The organism is Gordonia sp. SGD-V-85 (genome assembly GCF_001456905.1).
GTDB classification, from domain to species: Bacteria; Actinomycetota; Actinomycetes; order Mycobacteriales; family Mycobacteriaceae; genus Gordonia; species Gordonia hongkongensis.
In genome coordinates, this window is the sequence record NZ_LNQO01000008.1 from 44,172 (window position 1) to 60,507 (window position 16,336).

Genomic DNA, 16,336 nt, shown 5'->3' on the forward strand with positions numbered 1-16,336 from the left:
GACCGCCCCCCGGTGGGTGCCGGCGGCGGTCCTCAGTGGTGTTGTGTGACAAAGAAGTCCGTGATCGATCCGAGATCGTGGCCCGAGGTCAGCAGTGCGATGAGCGCCATGCGCGCCTGCGGTGCGCGCAGCCAGGGTGACACGATCGCCCCGGCCCGCCGCAGATCGACCGCGCCGCCGCCCCCGCCGTAGGTTGCAGTCACCTCGCCGTACGGGACGCGGCTGGTGACGACGACGGTCACCCCGCGCTGGACGGCGAGTGCCACCTCGGCGGTGATGTCCGGGTGGGTGTTCCCGGAGCCGGTCGCCGCGAGGACCACACCGGCGGCGTTCTGCGCGACGGACGCGGCGATCAGTCCCGGTGACACGCCCGGGTAGAGGGTGAAGGCGTCGACGCGTGCCGGCCGGCCCACCGGTACCGGTCCGGCGAGCACCCGTCGCGGCACCGGCGGGTCGTCGGCCCGACGGGTGCCCTGCACGGTGTCGAAGGCCGCGGGGTCGGTGGTGGAGACCTTGAACAACCCGCGTGCCGGCAGGAGTCGGCCGCCCATGGCCACGAGGACTCCTCGACCGCGGGCGGTCGGGTCGTCGATCGCGGCCAGCGCGGCGGCGAGATTCGACGGCCCGTCGGCGTGTGGGGAGTCAGACGGCAGCATGGCCCCGGTGAACACGACCGGCCGCTCGTCGGCGGCATACAGGTCGGCGAGGTAGGCCGTCTCCTCCATCGTGTCGGTCCCGTGCGTGACCACCACACCGCGAACGGCGGGGTCGGCAAGCGCGTCGGCGATCGCGCGGACCACTGCGAACTGGTCGGCGACGGTCATCGCGGAACTGTCCACCGACATGAGGTCGACGGTGCGGATCGCCGACGGAGTGCGCGGCGTTCCGTCGTCCCCGGCCCTGTCGGTCCCGGTGGTGATCGTCCCGGCGGCGGAGAGGAGAGCGGCCGAGCCGAGCGCCGGGACCGCGCCGTCGTCGGTGGTCTGGGCGGCGATCGTGCCTCCGGTGCTGATCAGCACGGTGACTCCGGCGGCCGCGGGCGGGGTGCCTGTCATGGTGCCCAAGGGTCACCGGAACCCGGTCGGCCCGTCAAGCGTTACCTGCTCGGCGCCGCCGGCCGGGCGGATCGTCGTCGCGTGTCGTCGGGCCACCGGGGACCCCTGGTGCCCGCCGTTTGGCATAGTGGTGTGGGCCGTCGCCGGGGGGGAACCCGGCACACACGTCCGGCTGGGGGGCAACCCCGGCAGACACGTCCGGCATCGCGGTACGAGAGCGCCCGCCGGCGCACCCCATGCCCGAGAACACAGTGAGGGAGATCGTTGAAGTATCGGAAATTCCTGGGCGCGACCATGATCGCGGCCGCGTTGATGACCACCGTCGCGGCCTGCGGGAGTGACGACGCCGACGCGCCGCCCGCACCGACGCTCACCAGCACCACCGCCGCCGCGAGCGGCGATGGCTCCGAGATCACCGACGGCAGCAACCCGCCGTCGATCGCCGCCCTCAACGAGATGGTCGATCAGGCCGTCGACCCCGACATCCCGCGGGCCGAGAAGGTCGAACTGGTCGAGGGTTCGGAGAAGGACCCGGCGATCTTCGACGAGCTGGTCAAGGCACGTGCCGAGAACTCCGACGTCGACTGGGTCCTCGTCAACCCCGTGATCAGCGCCGGACCCAACAAGGCCCGCGTCAAGGTCCGGATCGAGACCGCGGGCAACCCGCCGACCAACGCCGAGTCGACCATCGTCTTCGACGACGGGCGCTGGAAGCTCTCGAACGAGACCGTGTGCAACCTCCTCGGCCTCTACCAGGTCGAGAGCGCCATGTGCGCTCCTGCGAGCTGACCACTCGCCGCACAGCATGATCCGCGGCCCCGCGTCGCCGACCGAAGTCGGTGACCCGGGGCCGTCGGCGTTCAGCGCCAGGTGACGGACAGTCCGGTCCGCTGTACCAGCGGCCGGTTCGGGTCCGCACCGACCAACTCGCGGGCGCCCCGATAGGTGGCCTCGCCGGCGATGGGCAGCCCGCGGGTCAGGTCGACGGTCACCGACCCCTGACCGGTGTAGCTGTAGCGGCTGATGGTGAGGCTGTCACTGCCGCCGGGGATCGCGAACACCGAGTTCACCGGGGTCTCGTCGGCGGTGTACTCGATGGTCAGCCGGTTGCCGTCCCATCCGGTGAGCCGTGCCTCGATGGTCTGGGTGACGGTCGCCGCGGCCGCGATCACCCGCTCGCTCCGCCACGTCGCACCCACCGCGATCGGTTCGGTCGGGAGCACGACCGCGGCGTTGAACGCCGACACCAGCGCCTGCTCGACCGCCAGTCGCGCCTCGCCGCCGGCCGGCTCCGGCGGCGCGATCCGCAGGGACACCGGCGCCAGGCCCGGACCGAGCGTGAGACCGGCTTTCGCGCCGGTCATCGCCGACAGTTCGTCGTTCAGGGTCGTGTCGGGGGATGTGACCGTGCCGAGGTCGAGTTCGAGGTCGGCGGGGTCGGCGCACCCGAACCGCGCGGTCAGTGGCATCTCGACGGTCTGGGCGTCCGAGGTGCCCGGCGACGCCACCTCCGAGGTCGTCACCAGGGTCACCGACTGGGCGGTGGCGACGTCCGGCGCAGTCGTCGGCACGCGGCGCTCCCCGGTTCCCGCGTCGACGATCGTCACCGTCGCCGGTGCGATCGGGACCGGCGCCGCACCGGCGGCGCGGGACGGCGAGTCGGTGCTGCAGCCCGCCGATGTGCTCGCCGCCGGAGCGCCGGGCGTCTCGTCGGGACCCGATGCGCATCCCGCGACCAGTACGGACAGCGCGGTCACCGCCCCGATGGACGAGACGACGGACCGGAGGCGACGGGGATGCGGGGACACGGGTAGCCAGCGTATTCGACGTGTCGTGGACAATGATGCTGTGGATGACCAACCCCTGACGGATCGAGAGCACGTGGACCCGCACGACCGTGTCGAACCCGGGGCCGACCGGCGACCCGGCGACATCGACGCCGCCGCACGTCCCGGCCGTCGGGTGCCGAAGGCGACGATCGTGGTGCTCGGCGTCGCGCTCGTGGTCCTGGGACTCGACCAGCTGACGAAGTCGATCGCCGTCGCCGCGATCGACCCGATGCGCCCGGTGGAGATCATCGGCGACTTCGTCACGCTGCGTCTGGTCCGCAACAGCGGCGCGGCCTTCTCCATGGCCACCGGATACACCTGGGTGCTGTCGATCATCGCCCTGGTGGTCGTGCTCGTGATCATCCGCTACAGCAGCCGGCTGCGCTCCTGGTGGTGGGTGGCGGGTCTGGCCCTTGTGCTCGGTGGCGCCATCGGCAACTTGACGGACCGCATCTTCCGTGCCCCGCAACCACTTCAGGGCCATGTCGTCGACTTCGTGTCGGTGGGGTGGTGGCCGGTGTTCAACGTCGCCGACTCCGCGGTGGTGTGCGGTGCGATCCTCCTGGTCGTCCTCTCCGCGCTCGGTTTCGACTACGACGGCACCCGCACGGGCTGGGCGGCCCGTCGCGAGCAGCGCGATCCCGCCGGCACCGAGGGCGGCGCGCATGCGTGAATCGCGGTTCCTGCCGGTGCCCGACGGCCTCGACGGGATGCGCGTGGATGCCGGTGTCTCCCGGATGCTCGGGCTGTCGCGCACCGTCGTCGCCACTCTGGCCGAGGAGGGCGACGTCGTCGTCGACGGCGTGGCGGTGGGGAAGTCGCACAAACTCGCCGCGGGCACGATGCTGCACGTCACGTTGCCCGAACCGGAGGAGCCGCTGCGCGTCGAGCCGACCCCGGTCGAGGACCTCGAGGTCATCTACCACGACTCCGACATCGTCGTCGTCGACAAGCCGGTGGGTGTCGCCGCGCATCCCTCGCTGGGCTGGAGCGGCCCGACGGTCATCGGGGCCCTCGCGGCTGCGGGTTTCCGGATCTCGACCTCGGGAGCGCACGAACGTCAAGGGATCGTCCACCGTCTCGATGTCGGCACGTCGGGGGTCATGGTGGTCGCGGTGTCCGAACGGGCGTACACGTTGCTCAAGCGGGCGTTCAAACAGCGGACCGTGCACAAGGGTTACCACGCGCTCGTCCAGGGGCACCTCGATCCGCCGTCGGGGACCATCGACGCGCCGATCGGCCGGCACCGCGGCAACGACTGGAAGTTCGCGGTGACCGCGAACGGCAAACCGAGTGTCACCCACTACGACACCCTGGAGATGTTCGCGTCGGCGTCGCTGCTGGACGTTCACCTCGAAACCGGTCGCACGCACCAGATCCGGGTTCACTTCTCGGCCCTCCACCATCCGTGCTGCGGTGATCCCACGTACGGCGCCGATCCGGTGCTGGCCAAGAAGCTGGGTCTGGAACGCCAATGGCTGCACGCGCGGTCGCTCGGGTTCGCCCATCCGGCCGACGGCCGACAGGTGGAGTTCACCTCGTCATACCCCGAGGACCTGCAGCACGCGCTCGAGGTCCTGCGCGCGACCTGACCTCACGAGGCGCCGGGAGCGGAGCGAGCGGGCCTGAGGCCTCGCGCGACCAGGCCGTTCGATCGACTATTTCCGAGACACACCGCTAGATTGGGGGAGTGCTCGAGCCGGGAACCCTCGTCGCCGGGTACCGCGTCGAACGGGTACTCGGCAGCGGCGGCATGGGTGCGGTCTTCCTCGCCCGGCATCCGGAGCTGCCCCGGTACGACGCCCTGAAGGTGCTGAAGGCCTCGGCCGGGCTCACGGACAGCAACTTTCGCCGGCGGTTCCTGCGTGAGGCGGAGGTCGCGGCCACGCTCGACCACCCGAACATCGTCACCGTGTTCAACCGCGGACGTGCGAGTGTGCCGGTGGCGTCGAGGCCGGACAAGTCGGCGGAGGCCGATCTGCTCTGGATCGCCATGCAGTACGTCCCGGGTACCGACTGTGCGCGCGAACTCGCCGGACGCGGCCGCCTCGCCCCGCGGCGCGTGGTGCACATCGTGTCGGAGGTGGCGCGGGGGATCGACCACGCCAACCGGCGCGGACTGCTGCACCGCGATGTGAAACCCGCGAACATCCTGCTCGCCGAGGTCGACGAGGATTCGTCGTTCGACGAGCAGCGGGTCCTGCTGACCGACTTCGGGGTCGCCAAACTGTCCGACGAGACCGAGGCGCTCACCTCGGTCGGCACGGTCCTGGCAACGCTGTCGTACGCGTCGCCGGAGCAGCTGACGGGTCGTCGACTCGACGGCCGGACCGACCAGTATTCGCTGGCGGCCACCACTTTCCACCTGCTCACCGGACGCGTGCCCTTCGACGACCGCGACAACGGCGCCGTCATCGGAGCACATCTGAAAGAACCCGTACCGCGGGTTTCCGAGCTCGTGCCCGGACTCTCGCCCGACGCCGACGCGGTCATCGCGCGTGCGATGGCGAAGTCCCCCGACGAGCGCTTCGCCAGCTGCCGGGAGTTCGCCGACGCGCTGGCGACGGGTCTGCGGAACGTGCGGCCGAGGTCGGCCGCCGACCTCGACGCGGAGACGGTTCGCGGCCTCCCCGGTCGGATGGCCGGCGGCGCCGTCCCGGGTCGGCGCGCGCCGGACATGCCGGGACGGTCCGACCGGCCGACACCGCCGCCCGCCGGTCGCGCCGCGACCCCCGACCGACCACCCGCGGAACGTCGATCACGGCCGGGGCCGGCCGAGCCCCGCCGACCCGGGCCCGGCCGTCCAGCGGCGAACGTGGACCCGGCACATGAAGCGACGCAGCGCGCGGCCCCGGCGCGCGGCGGTCCGCCGAACGCCCCACCGGGTGCCGCCACGCCGTCCTCCGGCCCCGCGCCGGGCTCGCGGGTGCCCGGGCGCGGCCCGAGATCGAGGCCGACGACCGGTGCCGATCCGGCGGTGTGGCAGCGTCCGCCGTCGAATCCGTTCCGGCAGAGCAACGACCACCTGCGGCCCGACCGGAGCCGCCTGGGCGGCGTCGGCCCGACACCGGCCGGCACCCCGCCGCGCGGCCTGGATGCCGCGGGACCCGGCGGGCTGCCCGGTCAAGGTCCCCGGGGCTTCGCCGGACCGGTGGGACCAGCACCGAAGCCGTCGTCGTCGAACCGGTTACCCATCGTGCTGGCGATCGTCGCCGTGGTGTTGCTGGTCGCGATCGTCATCGTGTTCATGGCCCTGTGAGCGCGGTGAGTGAACCGGCTCCGCTACCACAGCTGTCCCATCCGTCACGACGCGGAGTGGGAGCCCGGCGGTGTCGGTGCACGCGCCTAGAGTGGACCCGGACTCGGACCCGCCCGACCGCCGTCGGGCGCACTCTCCCGGGTGCCGATGACCGCCAACCGAACCGACATCTGACGACTGACCCGACATCTACCGACTGATCTCGACAGAAGAGGCGCCGTGACGGACTCGTTTGTACACCTGCACAACCACACCGAGTACTCCATGCTCGACGGTGCGGCGAAGGTGTCCCCGTTGTTCGCCGAGGCCAAACGTCTGGGGATGACCGCGATCGGCATGACCGACCACGGAAACATGTTCGGCGCCAGTGAGTTCTACAACACGGCGGTCAAGAACGACATCAAGCCGATCATCGGCATCGAGGCCTACATCGCCCCCGGCTCGCGATTCGACACCAAACGAATCCAGTGGGGAACCCGCGATCAGAAGAGCGACGACGTCTCCGGCTCGGGTGCCTACACCCACATGACGATGGTCGCCGAGAACGCGACCGGGCTGCGCAACCTGTTCAAGCTGTCGTCCCTCGCGTCGATCGAGGGGCAGCTCGGCAAGTGGTCGCGGATGGACGTGGACCTGATCGCCGAGCATGCCGAGGGGATCATCGCGACGACGGGATGCCCGTCCGGTGAGGTGCAAACCCGGCTCCGGCTCGGCCACGACCGCGAGGCGCTCGAGGCCGCGGCGAAGTGGCAGGAGATCTTCGGCAAGGACAACTTCTACCTCGAACTCATGGAGCACGGGCTCGAGATCGAGCGGCGTGTGCGCGACGGTCTGCTCGAGATCGGTCGCAAGCTGGGCATCAAGCCGATCGTCACGAACGACTGCCACTACGTGACCAAGGAACACGCCGCGGCGCACGAGGCGCTGCTGTGCGTGCAGACCGGCAAGACCCTCTCCGATCCGACCCGGTTCAAGTTCGACGGCGACGGTTACTACCTGAAGTCCGCAGCCGAGATGCGCGAGCAGTGGGACTCGATCGTCCCCGGGGCGTGTGACAACACCTTGGAGATCGGCGAACGCGTCGAGTCCTACAAGGAGGTCTTCACCCACCGCGATCGGATGCCGGTCTTCCCGGTGCCCGACGGCGAGACGCAGCAGACGTTCCTGCGCAAGGAGGTCGCGAAGGGACTCGCGGAGCGCCGTTTCGCCGGCACCGAGGTGCCCGAGGAGTACCTGCAGCGCGCCAACTACGAACTCGACGTCATCATCCAGATGGGGTTCCCGGCCTACTTCCTCGTCGTCGGCGACCTCATCCGCCACGCTCTCGAGGTCGGCATCCGGGTCGGCCCGGGCCGTGGCTCGGCGGCCGGCTCCCTCGTGGCCTGGGCGCTGGGCATCACCAACATCGACCCGATCCCGCACGGCCTGCTCTTCGAGCGGTTCCTCAACCCCGAGCGGGTGTCGATGCCCGACATCGACATCGACTTCGACGACCGTCGTCGAGGCGAGATGGTGCGGTACGCGACCGACCGGTGGGGTAGCGACAAGGTGGCCCAGGTGATCACCTTCGGCACCATCAAGACGAAGGCCGCGATCAAGGACTCGGCGCGCGTCCAGTTCGGTCAGCCGGGATTCGCGATCGCCGACCGCATCACCAAGGCGCTGCCGCCGCCCATCATGGCCAAGGACATCCCGGTCTGGGGTATCACCAATCCCGAACACGAGCGCTACAACGAGGCCGCCGAGGTCCGCACGCTCATCGAGACCGATCCGGACGTCAAGAAGATCTACGACACCGCGATCGGACTGGAGGGTCTGATCCGCAACGCCGGTGTGCACGCGTGTGCGGTGATCATGTCCTCGGAGCCGCTGACCGACGCGATCCCGGTGTGGAAGCGCGCGCAGGACGGCGCCATCATCACCGGCTGGGACTACCCGTCGTGTGAGGCGATCGGCCTGCTGAAGATGGACTTCCTGGGTCTGCGCAACCTCACCGTCATCGGTGACGCCCTGGAGAACATCAAGCTCAACCGGGGAATCGATCTCGACCTCGACTCGCTGCCGCTCGAAGACGAGAAGACCTACGAACTACTCGCCCGTGGCGACACCCTCGGGGTGTTCCAGCTAGACGGCGCCGCCATGCGCGAACTCCTGAAGATGATGCAGCCCACCGGGTTCGAGGACATCGTCGCCGTGCTCGCGCTGTACCGTCCCGGCCCGATGGGTGTGAACGCCCACACCGACTACGCCAAGCGCAAGAACGGTCTGCAGGAGATCAGGCCGATCCACCCGGAGCTGGAGGAGCCGCTCAAGGAGATCCTGTCGGAGACCTACGGCCTCATCGTCTACCAAGAGCAGATCATGCAGATCGCGCAGAAGGTCGCCGGGTATTCGCTCGGACAGGCCGACCTGCTGCGTCGCGCGATGGGCAAGAAGAAGAAGGAGATCCTCGACGAGGCCTACGACGGCTTCGCGGAGGGCATGCGCAACAACGGCTTCTCGCAGGCCGCGATCACCGCGCTGTGGGACACCGTCCTGCCGTTCGCTGGCTACGCGTTCAACAAGTCGCACGCCGCCGGCTACGGGCTGGTCTCCTTCTGGACCGCGTACCTCAAGGCGAACTATCCCGCCGAGTACATGGCCGGCCTCCTGACCTCGGTCGGCGACGACAAGGACAAGGCCGCGATCTACCTGGCCGACTGTCGCAAGCTCGGGATCACCGTGCTGCCGCCCGACGTCAACGAGTCGCAGCGGAACTTCGCCGCGGTTGGCAAGGACATCCGATTCGGTCTCGCCGCGATCCGCAACGTCGGCTCCGGCGTCGTCGGTTCGATCATCGCCGCGCGCGAGGAGAAGGGGAAATTCACCAACTTCTCCGACTACCTCGGCAAGATCGACGTCACCGCCTGCAGCAAGAAGGTGACCGAGTCGCTGATCAAGGCCGGCGCCTTCGACTCACTCGGACACCCGCGCAAGGGTCTGTTCCTCGTTCACGGGGAGGCCGTCGAATCGGTCATCGGAACCAAGAAGGCCGAGGCGATCGGACAGTTCGACCTCTTCGGCGACGCCGGCGGTGCCGACGACTCGATGGCCGAGGTGTTCGCGGTCAAGGTGCCCGAAGAGGAATGGGACACCAAGCACAAGCTCGCCATCGAGCGGGAGATGCTGGGGCTGTACGTGTCCGGCCACCCGCTGAGTGGCGTCGAGCATGCGATCGCCGCGCACACCGACACCTCGATCTCGACGCTCCTCGAGGGCAACGTCGCCGACGGCGCCCAGATCACCATCGGCGGCATCATCTCCTCGGTGACCCGGCGGGTGAACAAGAAGGGCGAGCCGTGGGCCGCAGTGACCCTCGAGGACATGGTCGGTGGAGTCGAGGTGTACTTCTTCCCGCGGGCCTACGTCGCGTACGGGATGGACATCGTCGCCGACAACATCGTCCTGATCAAGGCGCGCGTCAACCTGCGCGACGACAGCATGATGATCAGCGCGAACGATCTCGCGGTGCCGGATCTGGAAACCGCGGGGGCGACCAAACCGGTGGCCCTGACACTGTCGGCGCGACTCTGCACCCCCGACCGCGTGGCGGCGCTCAAGCAGGTGCTGACCCGGCATCCCGGCATGGCCGACGTGCACGTGACGCTCGTCAGCGACAAGCGGCAGACCCAGCTGAAACTGACCGAGTCGTTACGTGTGGCCCCGAGTTCGGCGCTGATGGGCGACCTCAAAGCCCTCCTGGGACCAAGCTGTCTGAGTTGACGCGGCTGAAGTGAGGGTCGCCTGCTCGACCGACTTCACCCGGCCGTGACCCAGGATTCGGGTCGCCGAACATTTTCGTTCGTTCTGCGCTACACTCGACGGCACGTCCAGCGCACCCGGCCAGTGAGGGAGTGATCCGACATGGCGACTCTGATCGACGTCGACCCCGGTCGTCCGGCATCGCGACAGCCCCGCACCGTCGATGTCCTGGGTGCGCAGTGTCCGGTCCACAAGGCGCACGCCGTCGCCGCCGCGGTCGTGGTGGCACTGGTCAGCCTCGTTCTCCTCGGCTCACTCGCGGTCACCGCCTGGGCGAGCGGATTGACGCTGCTCGCGGTGTGGTGGGGCGAGCGCTACCTGCCTGGGACGGCGGCCGTCGCGCCGGCATCGAACCCGCCGGGGATCTCGTAGATCCGTCCGTCGAATCCGGCGCGGAAGAGACGTCCGGCCGAGAACCCGCGGTCGCCTCGCCCGTAGGACACGACGCTCGAGGTCGGTAGGCCCGTCGCGAGCACGCAGTAGCTTCCGGGCGCCGTCACGCGCACGATCTCACCCGTCGCGTTGAACGGCACCACCGGTCGGTCGCGTGAATCGAGGGTCAGTCCGTCCGGCGTCGACGGCGCACCGACGTTGAGCAGGTTCTGCACGACGCGCGGATTCGCGGTGGAGATCCGGCTGACGCCCGGGTTCACGAAGGTCCTCGACACGTACAGCCACCCGTCGCCGCGTCCGAGAACTGCTCCGTTCGCGCTCGGCAGCGCTCCCCAGGCAGCCTGCACGGCGCCGGTGGGGCTCACCCGACCGATGAGATTGCCGAAGTCGTTGGTGGCGTACACATTTCCGCGCGCCGACACGTCCATCCCGTTGGCCGCCGAGAGTCCCGTCACCCAGGGCCGCAGTGCGCGGGTGTTGATGTCGAGCCGGGCGATGGATGCGTGTCGCAGCGCGTCGCCCACGAAGACACGCGGGTCGGCGCCGTATCCGACCAGCAGGGTGCCGCCGGGGGTCCACGCCAGCGCGCCCGCTCCGCTCCCGCCCGGCACGCGTGCGATCGGAACCGCAGGTGCGCCCGGTCCGGCCAGGCGATACACGCGACCGGTGATCAGGTCGGTGGTGTAGAGGCGTCCGGCGGCGTCGACGGTCAGGCCCTCGAGCGCCGCGCCGGGCACCGACCCGACGAGTCGCGCCGGCTGTCCGGCACCCGCACACACGGGGGCGGCCGAGGCCGGGGCGGGGTCGACGGCGGCTGCGAGCCCGACCGCCAGGGCGGCGGCCGCGCCGAGCGCGGCCAGTCGCGACAGGCGTCGCGTGCGGGGTGGGAAGGTTCGACGAGTTGTCATGGCTGCTCCCTGGTCGGTGAGGCTGGTCGCCGTCGGCGATGGCTGGGCGAGACGGTCGTCGGGAAGATTCCCGTCCGGCCCGCTGTCAAACGCACCCGTCCAGTGTTACGCCATCGGGTGCGCGAATGTGCCGCGACGCTGATTCGTCCGGCGCCGCCATGCCACGACCCACGACGCGGTCGCGGACGGGCGTCGGAACCCGCGACATCGGATCACCGGCAGACAGTGAGAACATGGCTGTCGTGAGTACGCACCACGTCCCGGTCCATCAACAGGCGTTGTCGGTAGACGCGATCGAAGCCGCATCGATCCGTATCGCCGACGCGGTGGCGCGTACCCCGCTCGAGATCTGCCCGCGGCTGTCCGCCGACACCGGGGCCGAGATCTTCCTCAAGCGCGAGGACCTCCAGGCCGTCCGTTCCTACAAACTGCGCGGTGCCTACAACGTGATGGCGCAGCTGTCCGCCGAGGAGCTGTCGCGTGGCGTCGTCGCGGCCAGCGCCGGCAATCACGCCCAGGGGGTCGCGTTCGCATGCCGGAGCATGCAGGTGCCCGGACGCATCTATGTCCCGACCACCACGCCCAAGCAGAAACGAGATCGAATCCGTTGGCACGGTGGTGACTTCGTCGAGCTCAGGGCCGTCGGCGACACCTACGACGCCGCCGCGGCCGCTGCTCAGGACGACGTGATGCGTACCGGGTCCGCGTGGATTCACGCATTCGACGACCCGCGGACCGCGGCCGGTCAGGGGACCATCGCGCACGAGATCGTCGAACAGCTCGGTCGTGTTCCCGACGTCGTGGTCGCACCGGTCGGCGGCGGGGGATGCCTGGCCGGGATGGCCACCTATTTTCGCGGCCTGTCCGAGGACGTCACGATCGTCGGTGTCGAACCGACCGGCGCGGTGTCGCTGAGCGCCGCCCTCGTCAACGGGGGACCGGTGACCCTCGCCGAGATCGACCCGTTCGTCGACGGGGCAGCGGTGAAGCGCATCGGGACCATCGGGCACCGGGTGCTGTCGGAGATGGGCGCGACCGTGACCGATCACCCGGTGCTGGCGAGCATCACCGACGCCCCCTCCGCACGCGTGGTACCCGACGAACGCCACGCCCCCGTGCCGGGAACCGCGCACATCACCCACGTCGATGAAGGCGCCATCTGCTCCGCGATGCTCGAGCTCTACCAGAACGAGGGCATCATCGCCGAACCCGCGGGGGCGCTCGCCGTCGCGATCCTCGACAAACTGCAGCTGCCCGCGGACTCCACCGTGGTGTGCCTGGTCTCCGGCGGCAACAACGACGTGTCCCGGTACGGCGAGATCATCGAGCGCTCGCTGGTGCACCGGGGACTCAAGCACTACTTCCTGGTCGACTTCCCACAGGAGCCGGGTGCGCTGCGGCGTTTCCTCGACGAGGTTCTCGGACCCGACGACGACATCACGCTGTTCGAGTACGTGAAACGCAACAATCGGGAGACCGGCGCCGCCCTCGTCGGCGTCGAGCTGGGACACCGCGACGGGCTCGGCGACCTGATGGACCGGATGGCCCATTCCCGGCTGCACTGTGAGCGGCTCGAGCCGGGTAGTCCGGCGTACGCCTACCTGACCTGAGAATCGGGGCCGCGAAACTCCGGCGTCGACCATTCGGATGACTCACCAGACCACGGGAACATTCGCATCCGGTGCCGCCTCCAAGTACATGAACCGCCCAGAGGCAGTGCACCACCACAGCGCCTCGTCACTTGGAAGGACAACCCCATGAGCACCGAGATCCCCGCCGACGCCGTTCTGATCGACACCGATGGCGACGGGGCCGTCGACGCCGCACTCACCGATGTCGACGGTGACGGCACCACCGACGCCATCCTCGACACCGACGGCGACGGCCAGGCCGACTCCATCGCCTACGACACCGATGCCGACGGCGAGATCGACGTCATCGAGGCCGACACCGACGCCGACGGCTACACCGACATCGCGGTGGCCGACACCGACGGTGACGGCACCTTCGACACCGCCGTCGACGACGAGGGCAACGTCGAGGTCGGCGACTTCGGCAGCATCGACGGCGGTGACGCCGTCTGACCCCACCCCCCGATCCATGGCCCGAAGCCGCGGTACACGCGGCTTCGGGCTAGGAGACGTTGCCGCGGCGGCCGATGACCACGTTGTGGCCCGGCGAGGTGAATCCGGCGCCGTCGGAACGGGCCGGCTCCCAAGCCATCTCGACGTCGAGTACGAGGGGCACGGTGGCCGGTTCGTCCCCGGGCACGCACACCACGGACCAGTCCCCGCGGTGCATCGCGAACCATCCGGACGCCTCGTCGAAGTCGACGGACACCGACGCGAAGGTCGGATCGTGCAGCGCCGCTTCGGCTTTCCGTAACGCGATCAGCGTTCGGTAGAAGTCGAGCACACGCGCGTGTGCGGGATCGCCGAGTTCGGTCCAGTCCAGCTTCGACCGCTCGAACGTCGCCGGATCCTGCGGGTCCGGCACATCGTCGCTGTCCCAGCCGTGTTCGGCGAACTCCGCCTTACGCCCCTCGGCGGTGGCTCGGCCCAGTTCCGGTTCCGGGTGGGAGGTGAAGAACTGGAAGGGCGTCGCGGCAGCCCATTCCTCACCCATGAACAGCATCGGGGTGAAAGGGGACAGCAGGACCAACGCCGCCTTGATCGCGAGTTGACCGCCGTCGAGATAGGCGCTCGGACGGTCGCCGATCGCCCGGTTGCCGATCTGGTCGTGGTTGCAGGTGTAGCCGAGCAGCGCCGACGCGGGCACGGTATCGGTCGGGATCGGCCGTCCGTGGTGCCGCCTGCGGAACGACGAATAGGTGCCGTCGTGGAAGAAGCCGCCGGTGAGGACCTTCGCCAGGCACTCGTAGCTGCCGAAGTCGCCGTAGTAACCCTGCCGTTCGCCGGACACCAGCGTGTGGATCGCGTGGTGGATGTCGTCGTCCCACTGTGCCGCGAGCCCGAGTCCGTTGACCGTGCGCGGCAGGATCATCCGGGGATCGTTGAGATCGCTCTCGGCGATCAGCGACAGTGGGCGCCCGAGTCGGGCGGCGAGGTCGTCGGTGGCGGCGGCGAGCTCCTCCAGGAGGTGAACGGCGCGGTGATCGGTCAGCGCGTGCACGGCGTCGAGGCGCAGTGCGTCCACGTGGAACTCGCTGAACCACCGCAGCGCGGTGCCGAGGATGAACGCCCGCACCTCGTCGGAGTCCGGATCGGACAGATTGACCGACGACCCCCACGATGTGGTCCCCGCGCTGAGGTAGGGCCCGAAGTCGGGTAGGTAATTGCCGGAGGGGCCGAGGTGGTTGTACACGACGTCGAGGACGACACCGAGTCCCCGGGCGTGACAGGCGTCGACGAACCGGGCCAGCGCTGCCGGTCCGCCGTAGGTCTCCTGCACCGCAAACCAGCCGACGCCGTCGTAGCCCCAGTTGTGAACCCCGTTGAACGCGTTGACCGGCATCAGCTCGACGAAGTCGACCCCCAGGTCGACGAGATGGTCGAGCCGGCCGATGGCGGAGTCGAGCGTGCCCTCCGGGGTGAAGGTGCCGAGGTGGAGCTCATAGACCACCGCTCCCCGGATGTCGCGACCGGTCCAGTCGGCGTCGGTCCAGCCGGCGTCGTCGACGGTGAACAACGCCGACAGTTCGTGCACCCCGCCCGGCAGACGGACGGCGCGCGGGTCCGGACGCGGTGGTCCGCCGTCGATCGAGAAGCCGTAGCGGAGATCGCCATCGGTGCCGCCGGCCGGCATGGCATTGACCTGCCACCAACCGTCCGCCGCGGTCGACATGGGCGTTCGCACCTGCGCCGAACCGGTCGCGCTCGTCGTCACGAGGTCGACGACCTGCGCGTTCGGCGCCCAGACCCGGAGTTCGCCCAGTGATCGCGGTGATCGGAAGGGCTCCACATTGGAACGAAGTGGTAGGTTTTGTTCCCGCTGGTCGTCCGACCAAGTTATCGTGCTCTGGGCAGCAGCGGCAGCGGTCGGGGGATTCGTCACATCATGCAAGGTATGTCGGACCCCGGACAGGTGCAGTCGGGCGCTAGTGTGAGGCCGGACACATTCGGACGAGGGGAATGGGGTATGTTACCCGCGCCGCTTCTGCCCTCGGGGGGCACGCGGAGGGGTTCTGCGGAAACGAGGACGCGCGTCGGCGACGACACGCGCCATCGCGACCTGACGGCCGGTGAACGGGTAAGCCGAGACGCAAGGGTAGGGATTGAGCACTAACGCAGTCACCTCGGACGACTAGGAGGTGGGCCGCAAGAGGCCGGGGGCGGTTCGGTCGTGGTACGACGGCCACATCGTCGCCTCGTTCGACACCTTCGGACGTCAGCTCGGCATGTTCGTCGAGGTGTTCCGGACCCTCTCGTCGACCTCTTCAAGCGGCGGTTCCCGTTCGGCGAGTTCGTCCGACAGTGCGCCTTCATGGCCAGCACCTCGGTCTTCCCGACGCTCCTGGTCGCGATCCCGATCGGCGTCATCGTGTCGATCCAGGTGTCCAACATCGCCGGTCAGGTCGGTGCGACCTCGTTCTCCGGCGCCGCGACGGGCCTGGGCGTGATCCGGCAGGGCGCCCCGCTGGTCACGTCGTTGCTCCTGGCCGGCGCGGTCGGCTCGGCCATCGCCGCCGACCTGGGCTCGCGCACGATCCGCGACGAGATCGACGCCATGCGCGTCATGGGTGTCAACCCGATCGAACGGCTCATCTCACCGCGACTGCTCGCGACCATGGTGGTCAGCTTCCTGCTCTGCGGGTTCGTCTGCTTCGTCGGGTTCATCACCGGCTACGTCTTCAACGTCTACTTCCAGGGCGGCACACCGGGTAGCTACACCGGCACCTTCGCGTCCTTCGCCACCACCGCCGACCTCATGTTCGCGTTGTCCAAAGCCGTCGTATTCGGCGCGATCGTGGCCATCGTCGCCTGCGATCGCGGCCTTTCGACGAAGGGCGGGCCCGCGGGTGTGGCCGACTCGGTGAACGCCGCTGTCGTCAACTCGGTCCTGCTGCTGTTCACGGTGAACGTGATCCTCACGCAACTGTTCGCGATCCTGTTCCCGTCGAGGGTGGTGTGA

General features: G+C 69.2%; 12 protein-coding genes and 1 pseudogene. 9 read left to right on the plus strand and 4 right to left on the minus strand.

The genetic code is table 11. The features are described 5' to 3' along the window. Positions 1 to 32: 32 nt before the first annotated feature. Positions 33 to 1,055 carry an asparaginase gene (locus tag AS181_RS11410; protein ID WP_058251728.1) on the minus strand — a complete coding sequence of 341 codons (1,023 nt, stop codon included), beginning with the start codon at positions 1,053 to 1,055 and terminating at the stop codon, positions 33 to 35. 312 nt (positions 1,056 to 1,367) lie between these two features. Between AS181_RS11410 and AS181_RS11415 the strand changes: the two genes are divergently transcribed. After that, positions 1,368 to 1,844 carry a hypothetical protein gene (locus AS181_RS11415; RefSeq protein ID WP_175404321.1) on the plus strand — a complete coding sequence of 159 codons (477 nt, stop codon included), beginning with the start codon at positions 1,368 to 1,370 and terminating at the stop codon, positions 1,842 to 1,844. 71 nt (positions 1,845 to 1,915) lie between these two features. On the opposite strand, the gene AS181_RS11420 is transcribed toward AS181_RS11415, so the two are convergent. After that, positions 1,916 to 2,863 carry a hypothetical protein gene (locus AS181_RS11420; RefSeq protein ID WP_058251730.1) on the minus strand — a complete coding sequence of 316 codons (948 nt, stop codon included), beginning with the start codon at positions 2,861 to 2,863 and terminating at the stop codon, positions 1,916 to 1,918. A gap of 40 nt (positions 2,864 to 2,903) precedes the next feature. Here AS181_RS11420 and lspA point away from each other — a divergent pair, with 40 nt between their 5' ends. From lspA to AS181_RS11445, 5 genes are all read left to right on the plus strand, one after another. Beyond that, the gene (gene lspA / locus AS181_RS11425) at positions 2,904 to 3,557 is read left to right on the plus strand and encodes a signal peptidase II (protein ID WP_231742373.1); all 654 of its coding nucleotides are present in this window, start codon (positions 2,904 to 2,906) and stop codon (positions 3,555 to 3,557) included. After that, entirely contained in the window at positions 3,550 to 4,476 is a 927-nt protein-coding gene (locus AS181_RS11430; protein ID WP_055476137.1) for an RluA family pseudouridine synthase, read from the plus strand. Before lspA ends, AS181_RS11430 begins: the two co-directional genes overlap by 8 nt. A gap of 98 nt (positions 4,477 to 4,574) precedes the next feature. Further along, positions 4,575 to 6,143, plus strand: a complete 1,569-nt coding sequence (locus AS181_RS11435; protein WP_058251732.1) for a serine/threonine-protein kinase — start codon at positions 4,575 to 4,577, stop codon at positions 6,141 to 6,143. 219 nt (positions 6,144 to 6,362) lie between these two features. Further along, the gene (gene dnaE, locus AS181_RS11440; protein ID WP_058251733.1) at positions 6,363 to 9,905 is read left to right on the plus strand and encodes a DNA polymerase III subunit alpha; all 3,543 of its coding nucleotides are present in this window, start codon (positions 6,363 to 6,365) and stop codon (positions 9,903 to 9,905) included. Positions 9,906 to 10,046: 141 nt separating this feature from the next. Beyond that, a complete protein-coding gene (locus AS181_RS11445; RefSeq protein WP_058251734.1) occupies positions 10,047 to 10,316 on the plus strand; it encodes a hypothetical protein in 270 nt (89 codons plus the stop codon). On the opposite strand, the gene AS181_RS11450 is transcribed toward AS181_RS11445, so the two are convergent. Beyond that, entirely contained in the window at positions 10,259 to 11,245 is a 987-nt protein-coding gene (locus tag AS181_RS11450; RefSeq protein ID WP_058251735.1) for an SMP-30/gluconolactonase/LRE family protein, read from the minus strand. The genes AS181_RS11445 and AS181_RS11450 overlap by 58 nt on opposite strands. 233 nt (positions 11,246 to 11,478) lie before the next feature. On the opposite strand from AS181_RS11450, the gene ilvA reads away from it, so the two are divergent. Together ilvA and AS181_RS11460 are read left to right on the plus strand one after the other, a co-directional pair. Beyond that, complete coding sequence (gene ilvA, locus AS181_RS11455) at positions 11,479 to 12,855, plus strand: threonine ammonia-lyase IlvA (RefSeq protein ID WP_058251864.1); 1,377 nt, start codon at positions 11,479 to 11,481, stop codon at positions 12,853 to 12,855. Positions 12,856 to 13,002: 147 nt separating this feature from the next. Continuing rightward, entirely contained in the window at positions 13,003 to 13,329 is a 327-nt protein-coding gene (locus AS181_RS11460) for a hypothetical protein (protein ID WP_058251736.1), read from the plus strand. 49 nt (positions 13,330 to 13,378) lie between these two features. Here AS181_RS11460 and treZ read toward each other — a convergent pair whose 3' ends face one another. Further along, entirely contained in the window at positions 13,379 to 15,166 is a 1,788-nt protein-coding gene (gene treZ / locus AS181_RS11465; protein ID WP_269434031.1) for a malto-oligosyltrehalose trehalohydrolase, read from the minus strand. A 349-nt stretch (positions 15,167 to 15,515) separates the two neighbouring features. Here treZ and AS181_RS11470 point away from each other — a divergent pair. Continuing rightward, positions 15,516 to 16,336, plus strand: a pseudogene (locus AS181_RS11470) (MlaE family ABC transporter permease).